Origin of the sequence: Mucilaginibacter limnophilus (assembly GCF_004005815.1) — a bacterium.
Lineage (GTDB): Bacteria > Bacteroidota > Bacteroidia > Sphingobacteriales > Sphingobacteriaceae > Mucilaginibacter > Mucilaginibacter limnophilus.
Genome location: NZ_SACK01000001.1, coordinates 16170 through 34406, shown reverse-complemented (window position 1 = coordinate 34406; position 18237 = coordinate 16170). Strand labels below are relative to the sequence as shown.

The following is an 18237-nucleotide window of genomic DNA, read 5'->3' as shown; positions in this document are numbered from 1 at the left end:
TATATTTAAATGATCAATAACCGGGGTTCTGTGTCAGGTTGTGGTTCAGGCTAAGATCACGTGCCGGTATCGGCCACAAGTAATTCTTATCCGGATCAAAATTGCGGTTTTGCGCTCTTATGTAACCATTGTCAGTACTTGGGTCGGCAGAGAACTTAGCGCCGTGGGCCCAGCCATTCAGCACATCTTCTGCAATCCTCCAGCGGAAAATATCATCGGTACGTAAACCCTCCATGGCAAGTTCAACCCTTCTTTCGCGACGAATGATGTCGGTCATATTTGCATTACCGGGATAATTAAGCGCGCCCGCATCGGTAAAGCCTGCACGCTCGCGTAAAGCCCTTATGGTTTCATTCCAAACGGTAGCATCCATCTGGCCAAGGCTGTTTTTTGCTTCGGCATAAGTAAGCAATACCTCTGCATACCTTAATAAATGCAGGTTAATACCTGATACTAAATTGGGCAGCGATGTAGGATCGTAATATTTACGCCAATAATATCCGGTTGGCGAAGTGCTTTGAGAAGCAGGGCTGTACTCGTCCAACGGTACAGTTTCAGGTTTGCCGTCAAAATTCACAGGGTCTGTACCAGGTTTTATATAAATGATTTTATTCACCTGGCCTGTCCAGTCATATCCATGGTATACCACGGTTGCAGTTAACCTCGGATCGCGGTTAACATATGGATTGTCTTCGTTGTATCCCGAACCTGCTTCGTCAATATCCTTACCATTCAGCATTAAATAATCATCAACCAGTTCCTGAGTTGGCGACATTGAACTTACACGGCCACCTACCGAACGCGGAACAAAGTCCCACATTTCATTCCAGGTACGTACCCCCGGAACGTATTGTAGTGAAAGGATGGTTTCGTTGTTAGTACGGTTAACTGTAGGATTGTTAAACAGATCGCTATAGTTACCAACAAGCTCGTACGTGCCGTATGTTGATTGCTGGTTCATTAGCTTTTCACATACGGTAACTACTTCTGCCATGCGGTCGCCTTCATAAAGCAACGCCCTTGCTTCTAATGCCAGCGCGGCACCGCTTGTAATGCGGCCATTTTCCGCAGCAGGTATCTCATTTTTTGATGGCAGTATTTCTGCAATAGCAGCTAACTCGTCAATCACAAAGTTCATCACCTGTTCTTTAGGCGTACGTGAAATGGTTTGAGCCTCCTCGGGTGTAAGATCACGGTCAACCAGCGGTACATCACCGTACCATTTGGCCAGGTTAAAATGCGCGAATGCACGGATAAACCTTGTTTCGGCTTTTAAACGTTCTTTCACTTCAGCCGATAGGGTTGTGTTTTCATCAATGTGCAATAAAAACAAGTTACACGATTTTATGGTGGAGTAGTAATACGACCAATCGTTTTGAAACTTGCCCAAAGCCGAAGTTGAATTGCCACTCGCTATCAGGTTATAATCGCCCGATGATGAGAAGGCGTTATCAGAAGTCGACTCATTATAAAAATACAGGTTGCTGTTGTACATCAGGCTGTAATTGTTGTACAGCGCGTTGTAAACATTGGCATCAATTGTCCAAAAATTAAGTTCAGAAAACCTGTCTGATGGCCCAAGGTCAAGTTTTTTACATCCTGATGCCGCGGTTAACGCAAGCATCGCGATAAATATTTTTTTTAGAAATTTCATGTCTGTTTCTTTAAAGGTCAATCAGTTAAAATGTCACATCAACACCTGCTCCGTAAAATACCGGCAGCGGATAGGTGCGCGCGCTGTTTGAAGCTGAGTTTGTACCCAGGTTATTACCAAACTCTGTTGTTTCAGGGTCAATGAAACTTAACTTCGTAAACGTTAACAGGTTTTGGCCGATGAATGATACCCTAAGGGTTTTCATCCCCATTTTATTTGCAACCGAAGTTGGAAGCGAATATCCTATATTGACATTTTTAAGACGGATATAGGCGGCATCGTATTTATACAAATCAGAACCATTACGCCAGTTGTATGAGTTTGAAGCCGAACCGATGGCGGCGAGTTTTGGATAACGGGCATCAGGGTTGTTAGGTGTCCAGTAGTCGGTTTGATGCTCGTACAACGTGGCACCATAGTTATAGTGGAACGGCTCAACCAATTCGCCGCGAAGAAACGCGTCGCGCTTACCTACACCTTGTACAAACAGACTAAGGTCAAACCCCTTATATGATGCCCTGTACGTAAAGCCAAAGGTATAACGTGGAAAAGGGTTACCTAAAACCACTTTGTCCTTATCATCAATTTTACCGTCCCTGTTCTGGTCAACAAACTTTACGTCGCCCGGCGTAACGGTAAAACCGGCAGGTTTTGGGTAGCTGTTAACCTCTTCCTGGTTTTGGAAGAAGCCATTGGTTTCATAACCGTAATATTGGGTAATTGGTTCGCCTACCCTTCTTATCAGTGAGAATACGTCCTGCGCTACAATTTGCTCGGTAGCGCCACCAGTTAAGGTTTGCAATTTGTTTTTGCTGTCGCCAATATTAAAACTGAAGCTTTGTTTTAGATCTCTCCCGTTCGCATTATAGGTTAATGTAAACTCCCATCCTCTATTTTGTACTTTAGCTACGTTATAGTCGGGCAAACCTGCGCCGAAAATTAACGGAACATCATACCTGGTTTGTAAGATATCGCGCGTAACTTTATCAAAATAGTCAAATGAAACATTCAGCTTATTATTCAGGAAACCTGCATCCACACCAAGGTTAAGGGTAGCTGCTTTTTCCCAGGTTAAAATAGGGTTGCCTAATAAAAACCCTGCGCCACCTACAGGGCTGCCATTAAAACCGTAAGCGTTAGTATAATTGAAATAAGTAGTTTGGTACTGGAATGAATTTACATTTTGATTACCCAACACACCATAAGTAGCCCTGAATTTTAGCGTATTGACAACGTTTTCAATAGGTTTGAAAAACTCCTCGTCAGACGCAAGCCAGCCCGCGTTTACTGATGGGAAGAAACCTGTACGGTTACCCGGAGCAAACTTTGATGATGCATCCACACGGAAAGTGCTTTCAAGGAAATACCTGTCTTTATAAGAATATGATACACGGCCAAACAGTGAATTTAAGCTTGTCTGGTCAACCGCTATACTGTTGTTTGAGTTAAGAGGATCCAGTATTGTGCCTGTTGTTGGTGTACCTAAATACAAGTCGGTAAAGGTCTTTTGCAGTTGGAAACCACGTCCGTTATACGATTCGTTAGATACGCCTACTTTAACCGCAAGGCTGTGTTCGGCAAAACGTTTATTGTAGTCGGCATATACCTGTGTATTCAGCAGAAATGATTTTGAGTTGTTATCAAGCACCGCACGATCGTCACCATAAACCCCTGATGGCAGATAGTTTACCTGCATCCTGCGGAAAAAATTACCGTTATTAGTTATAGTACCACCCACAACGGCAGTCAGCTTTAAATCGTTAGTAATGTTTAACTGACCGTTGATATTACCGAATATCTCATCGTTATCGGCCTGATTAAAACCACCTTTTTCCAACACACCATATTCATTATACTGCGATGCTACGGTGTTTGTAAGATAATTACCGTTCTCGTCAGTCCAGCTATAGTTTAAAGGCACGCGATTGGCATCGGCAAAAATATTATTGTCGCCTACGCTATTGGTTTTGTTACGTGTTTTGGTGTAGTTAAGTATGATATTCGTTCTTAACTTGCCAATAACCGAGGTTTGGTTTAACCGAACATTATATTTCTGATAACCAAAATCAGCCCCCGAACCACCGTTACCTATCAGGTTACTTTCTTGATTTTGATAGCCCAACGATACGTAATATGAACTGGTTTCGCCACCACCATTAACACTAAGGTTGTGTGATTGCATAGGAGCATCTTTCAATATGTGTTCAACGTCCCATGTGCCGTTGCCCTGCTCACGCAGTTGTTGTATATCTTCAGGCGTATAAACCGGCGGAAGATCTGAATTAACCAGCGACTCGTTCTTGTAATAGGCGTTATCCCATGCGCTTACTTTTTTAACCAGTACACGAGGCGTTTGAATACCGTAATTGCCATTGTATGTTACGGTTGATTTCTGGTTCATTTTTCCGCTTTTGGTGGTAACCAGCAACACGCCGTTTGCCGCGCGCGAACCATAAATAGCTGCCGAACCTGCATCTTTCAATACGGAAACGCTCGCAATATCATTCGGGTTAAGCGTGGCCAGGTTGCCGCCCACAATACCGTCAATAACAATAAGCGGGTCGTTATTTCCCAGCGTACCCACACCGCGTATATTAATAACCACATTGCTACCGGGATTTAACTGGCTTTGCTGAATAACCAGGTTGGGCGACTCACCCTGCAATGCCTGGAAAGTATTGGTAACTGGTTTATTAGCAATGTTTTCAGACTTAATTTGATTAACCGCACCTGTTAGTGACAATTTGGTTTGGGTGCCGTAGCCCACTACCACAACCTCGTTAAGCGTTGTATTGCTTTCTTTAAGTTTTACGTTAAACGGGCCTGGGCCTGTTACGGCAACTTCCTGGTTAACATATCCAATAAAGCTGAACACCAGCACCGCGCCTTCATCGGCTACTTCAATGCTATACCTGCCGGCATTATCGGTACTCACGGCATTTTGGGTGTTTTTTTCTTTGACGGTTACACCAGGCAAAGCCAAACCGGTACTATCGGTTACTGTACCTGTAATCACTTTCCTTTGTGCCTCTTTAGCAGGTGCTTTCGGTCTTTTTGTAATAAGTATAGTGGTATTTTCAATAGTATAACTTAAAGGTTGTCCGCTGAAGCACTCGTCGAGCGCCTGTTTTAACGGTGTATCTTTTAAATTTATACTAAGAGGCCGGGCTAATTTTAAATCATCGGCATTGTACAGAAAATCGTATTGAGTTTGACTCTGTATTTTTTCAAACACTTCCTTTATGGTAGCATTTTTAACTGTCAGTGTAACTTTCTGTGCATACGTGGCTGCAGACACCTGTAACAAGGTGGCTGTCAACAGGAAAATTATGAGTTTCATCACGAACAGAAGTTTATAAATACGGCGTTGCCGTCTGCAAGTAAAAGCAGTAAAATTTTTATACATTTGAATGTCAGGTTAATTAATTGATTTGTATTTGCTTGCAATTGGTTCAATTATCTGATACACTGAGCCGGGGCGGTGCGAACGCTTCCGGCTTGCTTTTTATCAGATAATTGCATGGGAGTAAGTTTTACTTCATAACAATTATCCTCCTTCCTGAAATCTTAAAGCTGATATTTCCAATTCTTCTCAGATAGTCAAGTAGTTCGTTAATACTTTTTGAGCGGTAAAATGTCCCGCCAAATTTCTCATTGCTCACGGCTCCTTCATACACTACTTCAACATCATACCACCGCGAAACTTTTTTCATAATGCCGGTTATATCTTCCTCATTAAAAGTAAAATAGCCGTTCTTCCAGGCCACGGCATCGCTTACATCGGCAGAGGAGACAACTATATCTGCCGAGCTATTATTTACCACCGCTTTTTGGCCGGGCATTAATGATGATACAACTTTATACTTGCTCACTTGTACAGCACCTTCAATCAGGGTGGTAGTTACCCGGCCATCATCTGTATAACCACTAATGTTGAAGTGTGTGCCAAGTACCCGCACCTGCACATCGTTCACCATTACATAAAAAGGTTTGCTTTTATTTTTTGCAACTTCAAAGTATGCCTCGCCTGTTAATTTCACTTTACGCTCATTTCCTGTGAATTCCTGCGGGTAGCTTAATGATGATGCGGCGTTGAGCCAAACTTTAGTACCATCAGATAGGGTAACACGGTACTCTCCACCTTTAGGAGTTGTAAGGATATTGTATATCGGGATGCGATTGTTTGCAGCATTTTCACCAGGCTGATAAACAAGTTCACCATCGTTCTTTTTAACAACATTGTTATTTCCTGCACCGGCAATAACTCCGTTGGAGGCGCTGTCAAGTACAACGGTTTGTCCGTTAGCCAATGTCAACATAGCTTTGTTACTACCCGGTACAATGGGTTTTTGAATTATATTTTCAGCAATGTTGGCAGGAGTATTGTTTTTATTTAGAACGACTATTACAGCGGTTAAAATCACCAATAAAATGGCTGCAACCTGCAACCAACGACGTTGATAAAACTTAATTACCGGAGGTTGTAAAACTGTAACAAAACGCCCGTCGGCTTTTATACGGCTTAATACATCCTGTGCCTGCTGCTCTGAAAATTTCGGGCCGGTATCATCTGCCGGAAGCGTTTCGTCAACTGCACGTTCTACTTCATGAGGATGCTTGTCCATATAGCTTAAAAGCTCAACACAATCGGCATCGCTAATGGTGTTGTCAAAATAACTGCGTAATAAGCTTTTAAGCTTTTCGTGCTTCATTGTATAGTTGGTATAATACTCTCCGGGAGATTGGTTTACATATACAGAACACACAAAGAGGATTACAGGACTACCTGTACTGAAATTTTTTTTTCAAAAACGATGTATCAGCGCCACAAAGAAGAGAAGATCAGAATATTTAAGGTTCTGTTTCAGTGTTTTCAACGCCTCAACCATATGGTTTTTAACTGTGTTTTGAGATATGTTCAACTGTTCGGCTATTTCTTTATGCGACAAGCCTTCAATACGGCTAAGCTTAAAAATAAGCTGCTGCTGTTTCGGAAGCTTTTCTATCAGCTTATCAGTATATTGTTCAAGATCATGTGCCAGAATATCTTCTTCTGTACTATTATGATCGATTTTAATGCTTTGCAATAATTTACCGGTTAAATCAGCCGACTTGTAAACTTGCCGTAACGCATTTAACGATAAACGCTTCGTTATAACATACAGGTATAACCATAAATTACCTGTGGTTTCAAGTTTTTGACGACTAAGCCAAAGATTAATAAATGCCTCCTGTACTATTTCTTCGCTTTGTTCTTTGCTTTTTAAAAACTTATAAGCAAGCCTGTACACCTTCGCACTGTATTCCTGATACAGTAACGTAAAAGCATTTTCGTCGCCTGCTATTAGCCCGGCTATGCGTTCAGTTTCTGAAAGCTGATTGGCCAAAGTATTACTAACGGGTTTGTAAATTGGAGTTGATAAAAGTAATACAACAGTATTTATCAAACAATAGAATCTTCAAACATTAAGACATTCGATGGTAAAATATTTGCAAAAGCAATCTTCTTTATGCAAGTTGATGCTATAACGTCATCCTTAATACCACCTTTATGTATATACAAAAAAAGGAAAACATTTCTGCTTTCCTTTAAGTGATTCCGTTTGGATTCGAACCAAAGACCTACTGCTTAGAAGCTAGAGGTCATATATTCGTTTACGGTATAACAAACCTTCTTTTTGAAGCAATGATGTATTGTTGTACTATCTATTTACTATCAAGTAAACCGAGTTAATAAATTGGATGAACTATAATGCTAATGTACGCCTTTTGGCGTGTAATGCTTAAATGCGTTTAAGATGTATTTGTCATATGCAATTAGGATTGAGTGAAACAATTAATTATTTGAGCATAACTCAGGTTTGAGGCAATCAAGCAAGAAAGGAAACGGAATAAATGTAAGGCAATGCGTGAGGTTGTGTTTATGCCGTAGTCTTTCATGCGCTACAGCAGCCGAAGCCCTAACTTTGCTCTAATGATTAATGATTCTCTTCCCTTTGTATAATTATCTATCCCACTTTCCAAATTATTCTACATATCTATGTTTATATAGGGAGTTACAAGATTTGAAAATTTTTTGGATAGCAACACTAGCATATGATGACACTCCAACGTTTGTCTTCACAAGGCTAACCTTATTGAACTAAACTATTGATCAACTGAAGGATTCCAATAGATATTGAATCTTACTTTATAAAGCAGTTGAAACTGAATTGAGTGGCTTGACTTGTAAACGAATAGTTTACCTGTATGCTTTAAAAGTTTACATAGGCAAGTCTGCACTCAGGTAACTGCACATTTATTATCTAGTACTACTTATATTATACCATGTGTTCAGAAAATGTGCAGACCCTAATCGCCTGTAGTAACAGATTGGTACTTGCCATCTTTCCAGTAGTATGTCTCTGCTGAAGCCTCAAAATTTGAAACTTGTATAGCGTGGTGCTCTAAATCAATTGTTTTGATGTCATCCGCACCTTCATCCATACTTAGGTAGTTCAACTTACCCTTATCTATCAATTCTAAACCTATGTCAAGCGGCAAAGTCGCCTCGTTAAGTTCTAGTAACTTAATTGCCTTATAATCATTGCCATCTGACTGTAATACCCAAACTGTGAAAGCATGTTGCTCATTCTCTAAGAGTAAGGCATAATCGGACTTGCTGTCACCGTTAAAGTCTCCATTCACATAGTCAACAAGGGCACTGTCTTTCTTATAGGCATGAAACCAATACTTCTCCCAGCTATCTGGTGAGGGTAATCTCCAGCCTGGAAGCTTTTTTTCAAGCAGGCCATAGACGGCTTCAGGTATGTGAGTTTTGTATATGGCAGTTGTATAAGTTGGTATAGTATCTTGCTCAACTTTGGGTTGAGCTTGACGTAGTGATGCCTTTATAGTGTTGTCAGCTTTCGGTAGTACCTGAGCAGATTGAGTTGGCTCTTGATTACAAGCTAGCCAGCTAAATACCACTACAATGATTAGTGTTAACCTTATATAGTCCTTCAATCCTTTTTCCATTCTTCCACTTTGTAATCTGTAACTATAGAGTCCTTGTTTAACTTAATGCTTAGTATCTTAGTGTATACTGGATCAATGTCAGAGCCATAGTCGGTAACTATATTATAGTAAGCATACTCAAGGTTATCGAGGGCGCGTATAGGTTCACCAATGTTCTTAGTTAGCTCTTTATAAGTCAACCCTTTCAAATGATGCTGTTTTAACAAGTCATCCAGCATAGCGTCCCGGTAAGGGTACTCCATATCACTTCTGCTGTTCCACTTAGCCTTGTCGAACTTAAGCTTTGGCTGGCACGCAGTGAGGCAAAGACATAGCATTACGATTACAATACAGATGCTTTTAGCCATTACTTCAATTGCACAAAGTGAAAAGTTCTACCAATGATATAACTGCTACCTATTTGAAAAAGCTTTAGTGCACCATCTTCTTCTGACCGTTCTCTTTCTCCTACAAAGTAAGCGTGAATGCTATACTTAGTTAAACATTGTCTATATAGCATTAGGATAGTCTTTGACCCTCTGGCGAACAGTCCATAGCCTTGTTGACTTAACTCCATGACCCTACCAGGTGTTAGCACATATTCGCCTAAGTTGACATTGTCTTCGGTTAGGGTTAGCAGAGATTGGTATATGTCAATGAACAGCTCTTGGGATTGAGTAGTTGTCCCTTTGAAGTAAAGCTCCGTATAAGTGTCTATGTGTTCTAGCAGTAATGGATGTTGCTTGTAAAGTGCTATATCCTGCGTCCAATCCCGAACTATCTTTTCCTCTTTGTAGTCACTTACTGTAAGCTGCCACCTTTGAGGAGGAGTCTCATCATTCCAATAGCGAAAGGAAAAGTCGAGTAGAAGGTCGCTATTTTTGAACTCAACAGCATCAATGACAATGCCCGCCTCATCGTCAAATTCAGGACTGTCTAGGATAACAGTAAGCTCTTGGGGTAGTGCATCTTCGGCCTTCATAATGACCAGCAAGGTAACCACTCATTCTATAAAAGTCAACAATGGTAATTAGCTTGTTGAGCGATATAGTAATTTATTCAACAAATCATCAATTATTTACTTTATACAGGATGTTATAACTCTGAATTGAAGTTAATAATTTGACCCTTGAGTTCATTATCAACACTGTACCACAAGGTATCATTAACAACTAGAAGCTTACAGTTATATTCGTCCGCAATGACTGTTACAATGTGTTTGTACCAATCCATATAAGACCATTCAGTGGGCTTAGGTGAATACAGGTAGCTTCCGGTATCATTCCAATGGACTTGTGTTGCACTTCGCCATATCAAGGTAAATTGCTTCTTACAGGGCTTGACGTATAGCTGCCCTTGCTCGTTTATACCTATAGCTTCAATGTGGTCAATATCCATAGTGAGTGCTGAATTGATTACTAATCTACTGGTTCTTCGATCCATTCAATGACAGGTTCATCAACTGAGATTACATCGATTAAGTCGTCACACACAAGTAGGAAGTGCTTAAGAGCAAAATCATCATAAATCCCGTAACCTTCCTCCTTGACCAATCCAAATACTTTGAATTTATTGAAATGTTGAAAGGGTTCGTCCAAGTCTCCTCTGAAAGCAATTTCATCCTGCCTGACTCTACGGTATAGCGATAGGTAAAGCACCCCGTAAAACTTACCCTTATGTACCTATCTCCATCGTCAGGGTACGTAGCCATAACAATCGTCAATACATTTGCCTCATGCTTCAGTGAGTAGAAGTAAATGTTAGTAGGAACTCCCTCTAAGGAAGAGTATGGCTCATAATGATCTAAATTCATTTGCTCTAATTATGATGTACTCTTTATAAGTTAAGACGTTTAGAACCTGTTTGGGAAATAAGTGTATCGGTATCAAGCGTTGATTTGTTTGCTATACTTAGCTTTAACTTTAAAGCTTATGTAGTTTAAGAGTGAAGCTATACCCACTGCTATAAATGCGCTATTCCAAGTTGACTGTGGCACCCTATGGCTCGTACTAATTATTAGCAAGAGCATCAGCAAAGTAGCTATATTAAAAGTGATGCTTACAACTCTAAACTTATTCACTAGCAACTTATTTAATCTGCTCATGGTCTACTTACTGCAATGTAGCAATCTTTCATTATCTCAGCATGAAGCGCCTCCTTATTCTAGCCCTTATGGCCTTGTTCACTTGTAAGGAGCTATAAGTCTGTTAAATGTTCAACGAGTTTGCCAAACCATTCATCGCTCTGCTCTATTTCTTCAGGACTCAACAAAACATTGATAAGCTCTTCCTCTTTGTTGAGATCATATAAGAAAATGCCAAGCCATCCTAAGCCCCAATAATCAATCTGCCCACCTTTGTCTTTGCCCTCAAATCCAACTTGAGTCAATGAACCAAAGTCGCCTTGTTCGAAGTAACGGTAGCTCACTTCATAATTAAAAAGTTGTGGTTCAATCTCCTGCTTAAACCAGTTAATGTCATAAGTAGACTTATTGCTGTTATCATCACGGTAACTGACAAGAGTATACTTGTCATAAGCCATCACATCAAATACCTTTGAATCACCGGTCTTTAACCATCGCTTGTAAATGAGCTTACCATTCATGTATAGATAAAGTTCGTTGCCTATGATCTCTTTGTGTACGAACATATAAGTAAAGCTAAGCAAACTGATTTAAAAGGCAAACCTCTAAAAGAGGCTACCTTGTACACCATTGATAGGTTGTGGTGCCCTTACAGGTTCAAATGGACTATCAAAATTAGGCTTTGCCTGCTCTTTTACTGGTTTAAGCCATAGCTGACTTTGCTCAGGCTCTGTAAACTCAACGTAGTAAGGCATGTGGTAACCATCAACCAGTGTAGTTTGCACCTTGTAACCTCTGTAGAAGTCATTGCTTAAAGAGTTCATGTGAGCTACCTCACCTTGTAGGGAGTTAAGGAGCAAGTTTATCAAAGCCATCTTGCAGCAAGTTAAGTCAAGGTCTGCACCATAAAGCTTAAGATGCCGGTTGATCTTCGCTGCACTTAGTAGCATTCTGCCACTACCACAAGCGCAATCAGCAACGGTTTGTCCATCGGTAGGATTACCAACACTTATGGCTGCCATCATATCACAGATAGGTTCTGGTGTGAAATATTGTCCGTTATGGCCATTGCTGATTGCTTGCATGTACAATTCTCCTAATGGATCTCTAAAGCCTTCTGATAGTTCACCTATTAGCGTTACAAGTCTGGCCAGTTCGTTTACCTTCTTGTGACCCCTATAGGTATCGAGTGCTGCTTGTTGCTCTAATTTATCCTCGTACCTTTTAAAAGGTAAAAGTATCCAATCTAGCAGGTCGGTAAAGGCGGTGTGTAGAGATTCGCCGTAAGCAAAGCGTTCGAACTCTTTAAGTAGTTGTCTAATGTCTGTCATTGCAGTAAGTTTTATGTTCGAGTGAATTCTCGAAACAACAAACTGCTGAACGGCAGCACTATGGCAAGGTGGAGATTGAGTAATTGTGGAGGCTCCATGCATATGGATACCCAATTACGAGATACTACCTTGAAGCGTTAGCGACTATGTGATGGTGTGAGGCTAACTTTGAGTAGAGAATGCTACTTAACACCCAAGACTTTAGGACGATATGCCTTGGGTATGCTTATTAAAATATTTTCTCTGTTTCTGTGGTGCATTTTGTGAAAGTAAGTGCCATACTTAACACAAAGGAGGATAAGGTAATTGGATACAAGATTCATGGAGATTTGTGCAATCGGAGTTGCAGCTTTCTCATCAAACGTAGGAAAATAGTTTAATGCAGTTAAATGATCCATGTTAGCTCTTGTGGCGGTATGAATATCTCTACAAAGAATCTTGTAGTCGTTGTGAATAGATATAAAAATGGGTTCAATGTCTTCACGTTGAAAGAAGCTGAGAGCCTTGATATTGTCAAAAATAGAATACATACTCTTATCTGTTAGTATGTCTGCAATTTCATCCGCATTAAATCCCTTCATAAATGTTTCAATAGAACTTCTTAGCATCATTCTGGATGCCTTATAAGCCCCATGGGCCATAACAAACATTGAGTTGCCAATATCTGAACATGATTCTGTAATATAATCCTTTTGAACATCGGATATAGCTGGCAATAGCCCACTATTTTGCAATGCCTCAAGTTCAGCGATAAAGGTGAGATAGGAAAAATATTTCTTATGTTGTTGTGTAATGACACTAAGCAGCTTAGTGTCATTACTTAAATGTGATAAACTGTAACTTTTTAGAAAATCCTTAAGGTCAAGCAAATCTCTCTGTATCTCCCGTGACATTACGATTTATTCAGGTTGTGTATAGTATCATTCCAGGAAAAATTAACCTTATTCTTCTCAGCTTTCACTTGCTTCAGTTTATCCTTGTTGCCTGTTATTAAAGTTAATGCTTCAACAAGATTTGAGAGTGCAGAGTCATCAAGGTCAGGTACGGCACATACAATCAAACCAATAATTTCGTACCTTGATCTCTTTTCAAACCTCGGAATGATAATATGTAAGACAGACTCTGAGAACTCAGTTAAATCACTATTCGACTTAAATAAGTCTTGATCTAGAAAGAGATTTGGCAAGATTCCAACAAGTATATTCTTGTTTTGGTTTACTGAGGAATATTTAGTGGAGATATCGCTTTGAATATCTGATTCTGTTAACGATCGAATAAGCTTCGAAACTTCCTTCAAATCGAAATTACGTTTAGAATCTAAAAGCCAACTAAGCTCCTCAAGGAAGTTAACCGCTTGATTAATCTTTCTTCTCTTTACATTATCAACGTTCATCTTTAGTCCTTTCTATAAGCTCAGCAACAATTCCTGTCAATGCAAATTTACTCTCGTTATCATGTAAATCCAATATGTAACCTTTGTTTGTTTGTGTTCTAGCAATCTCTGTACGTTTGGGGACTGACTTTGCATATCGATAAGTCTTCCATCTTCCGCTATCTAGATTCTGAACAGCTTGTTTATAAACCCTTGTATTTTCCTCAACTATGGTTAAAACGATTCCAGCACATTGAATGCTTAAGTCATAGTTCTCTTTTTTATTATCTATTATGCCTTGTAACAGGTCTATGCCAGTGAATGAAATCGGATCGGGTTTAACTGGTATTAAATAATAATTTGATGCTAGAAGCGCGCTGGTCATCCATACTGACGGAGTAGGAGGCGTATCAATTATAACGTAATCATAGGCTTGCTTAGCTTCCTGCTCCTTCAAAAATTTACTTAATCTATTTTCTCTACCTTCACCTGGTGTCATCTCCATGCGATATAACTCTAGATTACCTGGGAGCAAATCGAAATTTTTTTTAACCCGATAAGGTTTGATGTCTTCAAGCTTTCTTTCCGGGCGCTGAGTTGTCCCTGAAACGGAGCTAACCATTGCTCGACTATTTCTATCAAATACAGAAAGTATAGTGTCGTTATCCTCTTTTAAGTATTTGACATAATCTTCACCAGACATCAAACATTGTGTTGCGTTAAATTGAGGATCAACATCGACTAGCAGTACTTTAACGTTATGCCTTCTTGCCAGACAATCACACACATTTACAGATAAAGTTGTCTTTCCAACCCCCCCTTTCATGTTAATTAAACTTATTACCTTCATTACCGATTAAAGATTTAGATTTCACATCAAGTTTCTAAGTTACTCAATGTTTTGAAAGAGTCAAGTAGCGTTCAGACAAATGTTCCGATGTGAACCGTCCTACGCGAATTGAGCAAATGGTCTGAGTGGAGGAAGCACCAATTGGTGCGGGCACTCAGAATGCTTCACAAAGGCTTGGCGCTGGTTTTGACTTGTAAGGGATGAGCAAAGGATTAAAACCTGTGACAAGGCTGAAGCCATTTGCGATGCGTAGGTGAGCCAAGCAAGGTGAGCGCTTGGGCTTATAAAGAGTGTAGCAAAGCGTAACATTTAAAAGCACAGAGGCAGCGAACATGATGAACGCCTTTGCTCATTGCAGCAATCGTGACAAGCCAGCTTTTAGCTGATGAAGTTTGGTGTGCTGCAAGCTTACCAAACGTAATGTAGCTTGGCGCTATTGGTGTGGAGCTTAGAAGTGAAGAATACCTATCTTCCTGGTGCGGTAGGCAGACCAAGCGACAGATAATAAGCATAGCTTCCCTTTGCTATCCTAAGCAACAAGAGAGTGAAGGGAAGCGGAGGCTTATTTATGATTTGTTAAATAACACTAATTCAGCTTACGTTCTTACATAAAACCAGCAATTCCGTCGATGTGATTAGATTATTAAGACTATGTAGGAATAAAAAAAGAGAATCTGGGAATATGAACCACACCGTATGTTTAGGATAGTATTTAAACGCCCGCTTGTAATCTTCGTCCTCTAACGTCACTTGCTCAAAAACATAGATCACCTTGTCACGCATAGCCTCGAGTACAGCAATCTTTGAAGTAAAATCTTTTGGTGTAGCTACAAGGTAAGGATTGTTATAATTAGATAAATCGAATCCATAAGCAAACTGATTGACAAAAGGCCCCACGTTAAGAACGTCCGCATATATCTGCTGTTCTTTTCCAGTTGTAAATAAGACAGGTGCCTGTATCGATTTGACTACGCTACCACCATTCGGATTGTGGATATCAACCACTTCAAAATCTCCTGCTAAGCGAAAGTAGGCTCTTCTATTTACTGCTTTTAATCCATCAACTAATTTGGCAGTAGGGAGATACCCATCATATACAAGTCCCTGCCCGACTTGACGTGAAAATTTAATTTCATGTGTTGAAAGCTTATTGAATGCATTACTTACATTATCAATGGTATTGAAAAGCTTATGAGGTTCTAAGTTATCATCAAATTGACGTAAGTATTCAAGGATATCATTGATGGATAGTTGTTGGTGTTTAGTGCCAAATCGTTTAAAATATGGAGTCCTTTCCATAGATAGAAACATCGTTTGTATATCACAAATCTACTAAGAGAGGTTAATTGAATATAAATCTAACGTACTACAATACGAGCAGAGCCTACCCAATCAGGTAAGCTCTGCACTAACGCTTGTAAGTTTTAAAAGGCAAGTATGCTACTTCACCTCAACATACTCATAGGTGTATGATTCTGTACGTCCAGAGCTTGTGACAGTCATACTAGCCGGGTAGCCATAACTATTGTACGTATAGCTGTAAACCTTTTCCGTTCCATCGTCATTGAAGCTGACAGGATTATGGGCACCAGGTGTATAACTTAACGCGTGTTCGCCTAAGTAAGACCTGAAGTATGCCCAATAAGGTAATGCTTTGGTAAGGTTCTTCTTATCATCAAAGCTCTTATTGGTTATTGTGTACTTGTAGTTGGTAGCATTCCCGTTGCTGTATTCGGTGGCATCTTGCTTGGTGTTGTTTCCATTAGCGTCATACTGATAATTGATTTCAACCTCATTTGGATTGAACCACTTGGTCAGGTTGCCATTACTATAAGTAAGCGTATGTTCTGCACCTAATGTATTACCTGACTTGTAAAACTTGATATTGCCAACGTTGCTGCCACTAAGAGTAACTGTTGATTTGGCAAAATCATAAGTGTTAGAGCTGGTATGAGAAATAGTGGTGCCTGTCAGGATACCGCTACCATCATAAACAAAGATGTTGGTTTCAACATCAGGTGTTATGGAATAATGATAAATGGTGGCTTTCGTTAGCTGCTTACCATTATAGGTGAACTCCATGATTGGCTTGCCGTAATATGTGTCACCAATAGTATTGTTTATGACTTTAGTAAGCAAAACGGTCGCTTCTCCGGGCTTCGGCTCTTCGTTGGTGGAACTGCTTTTTGAACATGAGGTTGCCAGTAATGCTGCAAGTAGCAAGATCGATAAGGTTTGTTTCATCTTGTGTTGAATTGTAAATAAACTATGAATTAAAATTGTTGACTTTTAAAGGTGAGTTGCTCCAATTGGCTACTTCAGTTCTGGTGGGTCAGCAAGAAACATAGCGCCCAAATATAGCACTACGGCACCAATTACTAATACGGTGCGTGCTGTAGTCGACCAGATTGTGAAATCAGAATTAAGTTGAGTGAACGAGATACCGGCATAGAGCAGTATCATAAAGACGGCATAAAGTATCCAGCCTTTAGCATTATTAGACATTGGGTTAAAGGTTTAATTACCGAGCAGTCCTTCATCGGTAGGTTTATGAACACAAAAGCGCCTGGACTAAACTGTATTTGTGTCTCAGAGGCCCTAGGAAGCCCAAACTACAACAAACAAGTCTTCGCCCAAACGCTTTCGCGCATGGACGTTGATCTCATCTGTTCCTGTAGTTTTAGAAATTTCCTAGGTTCCTGAAACAAGAACAAATAAAGCAACGCTCTATTTCTTTATATATGTATAAGTATAAATAATACTATCTATATGATGCCTCCTTATTATTGGTTCAAAGCAAAGTTAAACAGTCTCCTTATAAGTTAAGCCACCTTGCGTAACTTTCTTTTTATAGGTTTAGCCTTGTATGGTATCAGTACGAAGGTATGATGTCTTAAACCGCGTTCCTCTAAATGTTCATAGGCAGCAGAACATTCGTTGATAACATAGTCCGTACGGATACAATCTTCAATATTGATTGCCGTTGTATCAGCCATTGTTAACTTATAAACTAATCTGACAAAGGTGTTCATAATGTGGTAGTACTCACCGAATGTTGGCATCAGTTCCCATCCGAAGTGAATACCAAGCTTGTTTTCTGCATAGCACTCAAGCCGAAGATAAAGTAATGGGTTCAGAAATTCGTGTACGATGGTGCCTTGCTGAAAGCTTTGCTTGTCTTCCCTTATAAGGGAATAACGCAAGGGTTCTTCCTCAATAGTAGCTAACAAGGCTTTAGCTTCTTTGACTAGCTGAAAATAGGTTTGCTTCACTATCTTATTATAAGTTGAGATAGCTGAATTGGTAGGTTGTGATTTCATGCAGTTTACTTTTAAAAGAAAAAGCCTGACAGTGGTAACTATCAGGCTTCAATTGGTTATGTAAATAGGGTTAATTACGTTGCTCTTTATCCAAGCTCAGGTTAGAAAAATACTTTGGGTTATCCTGCCAGTACAACCGCATATATTGAAAGTATGCTTTCATGGTGGGTAGCATTGAAACTGGCTTTGCTGCTTTTCTTAGTGGACCTTTATAAATGAGTGCAGCAATTTCTTCTTTAAACGGACTACTTTCAATATCATACTGTACTGTGTATTCATAACAGAAGTTGCAGTCCAAAATCATATAGAAGCTACTGCAAGCTAAAACATGCATTGTAAAGGCAGATTCAGAGGTGTCATGCCTGTAATCATGATCGTAGAAGTATTCGTTATGTTGCGCCTAGAGCTTGCGTACTTCAGCACGTACTTTCATGAAATGCCTTTCAATAAGTAGGTTGTTTGCTGCATTGAGTTTGCCCGTTGTGCTAATTCTTGCAGTCATCCAACGTTTGCGGATGCGTCTTTTCCTTTTAGATTGCTGCGGTTCTTCAGGAATGATGATCTTGTAATGTTTAGGTATGAACTCCATAGTTATTAGTGGCTGTTAGGTGAGTGATTGAACAGTTAGGTA

Annotated in this window: 17 protein-coding genes; all 17 read right to left on the bottom strand. The window is 40.0% G+C overall.

Annotated elements, in window-relative coordinates:
- Nucleotides 1–13: 13 nt before the first annotated feature.
- Nucleotides 14–1654 carry a RagB/SusD family nutrient uptake outer membrane protein gene (locus EOD41_RS00155; RefSeq protein ID WP_127702767.1) on the bottom strand — a complete coding sequence of 547 codons (1641 nt, stop codon included), beginning with the start codon at nt 1652–1654 and terminating at the stop codon, nt 14–16.
- A 25-nt stretch (nt 1655–1679) separates the two neighbouring features.
- Nucleotides 1680–4994: a TonB-dependent receptor gene (locus EOD41_RS00150; RefSeq protein WP_240663111.1), complete on the bottom strand. Its 3315-nt coding sequence runs from the start codon at nt 4992–4994 to the stop codon at nt 1680–1682.
- Between the two features lie 193 nt (nt 4995–5187).
- The gene (locus EOD41_RS00145; RefSeq protein ID WP_127702765.1) at nt 5188–6366 is read right to left on the bottom strand and encodes a FecR family protein; all 1179 of its coding nucleotides are present in this window, start codon (nt 6364–6366) and stop codon (nt 5188–5190) included.
- A gap of 93 nt (nt 6367–6459) precedes the next feature.
- Nucleotides 6460–7041 (bottom strand): RNA polymerase sigma factor, encoded by a 582-nt coding sequence (locus EOD41_RS00140; RefSeq protein ID WP_164849839.1) that lies wholly within the window; start codon nt 7039–7041, stop codon nt 6460–6462.
- A 964-nt stretch (nt 7042–8005) separates the two neighbouring features.
- Entirely contained in the window at nt 8006–8671 is a 666-nt protein-coding gene (locus tag EOD41_RS00135) for a hypothetical protein (protein ID WP_127702763.1), read from the bottom strand.
- Complete coding sequence (locus EOD41_RS00130; RefSeq protein WP_127702762.1) at nt 8656–9018, bottom strand: hypothetical protein; 363 nt, start codon at nt 9016–9018, stop codon at nt 8656–8658. Before EOD41_RS00130 ends, EOD41_RS00135 begins: the two co-directional genes overlap by 16 nt.
- Entirely contained in the window at nt 9018–9632 is a 615-nt protein-coding gene (locus EOD41_RS00125) for a hypothetical protein (RefSeq protein ID WP_127702761.1), read from the bottom strand. The genes EOD41_RS00130 and EOD41_RS00125 overlap by 1 nt, the downstream gene beginning before the upstream one ends.
- A gap of 113 nt (nt 9633–9745) precedes the next feature.
- Entirely contained in the window at nt 9746–10048 is a 303-nt protein-coding gene (locus tag EOD41_RS21205; RefSeq protein WP_164849838.1) for a hypothetical protein, read from the bottom strand.
- A 798-nt stretch (nt 10049–10846) separates the two neighbouring features.
- Nucleotides 10847–11254: a hypothetical protein gene (locus tag EOD41_RS00120; RefSeq protein WP_164849834.1), complete on the bottom strand. Its 408-nt coding sequence runs from the start codon at nt 11252–11254 to the stop codon at nt 10847–10849.
- Nucleotides 11255–11338: 84 nt separating this feature from the next.
- On the bottom strand, nt 11339–12064 hold the full coding sequence (locus tag EOD41_RS00115) for an N-6 DNA methylase (RefSeq protein WP_164849837.1): 726 nt from the start codon (nt 12062–12064) through the stop codon (nt 11339–11341).
- A gap of 182 nt (nt 12065–12246) precedes the next feature.
- Nucleotides 12247–12957, bottom strand: coding sequence for a hypothetical protein (locus EOD41_RS00110; RefSeq protein ID WP_127702758.1), 711 nt, complete (start codon nt 12955–12957; stop codon nt 12247–12249).
- Nucleotides 12957–13457 (bottom strand): hypothetical protein, encoded by a 501-nt coding sequence (locus EOD41_RS00105; RefSeq protein WP_127702757.1) that lies wholly within the window; start codon nt 13455–13457, stop codon nt 12957–12959. Before EOD41_RS00105 ends, EOD41_RS00110 begins: the two co-directional genes overlap by 1 nt.
- A complete protein-coding gene (locus EOD41_RS00100; RefSeq protein ID WP_127702756.1) occupies nt 13447–14286 on the bottom strand; it encodes a ParA family protein in 840 nt (279 codons plus the stop codon). The genes EOD41_RS00105 and EOD41_RS00100 overlap by 11 nt, the downstream gene beginning before the upstream one ends.
- A gap of 591 nt (nt 14287–14877) precedes the next feature.
- Complete coding sequence (locus tag EOD41_RS00095) at nt 14878–15585, bottom strand: hypothetical protein (RefSeq protein WP_127702755.1); 708 nt, start codon at nt 15583–15585, stop codon at nt 14878–14880.
- A gap of 141 nt (nt 15586–15726) precedes the next feature.
- Nucleotides 15727–16530, bottom strand: a complete 804-nt coding sequence (locus tag EOD41_RS00090) for a hypothetical protein (RefSeq protein WP_127702754.1) — start codon at nt 16528–16530, stop codon at nt 15727–15729.
- Nucleotides 16531–17108: 578 nt separating this feature from the next.
- Nucleotides 17109–17606 (bottom strand): hypothetical protein, encoded by a 498-nt coding sequence (locus EOD41_RS00085; RefSeq protein WP_127702753.1) that lies wholly within the window; start codon nt 17604–17606, stop codon nt 17109–17111.
- A gap of 400 nt (nt 17607–18006) precedes the next feature.
- A complete protein-coding gene (locus EOD41_RS00080; RefSeq protein WP_127702752.1) occupies nt 18007–18195 on the bottom strand; it encodes a hypothetical protein in 189 nt (62 codons plus the stop codon).
- Nucleotides 18196–18237 lie beyond the last annotated feature (42 nt).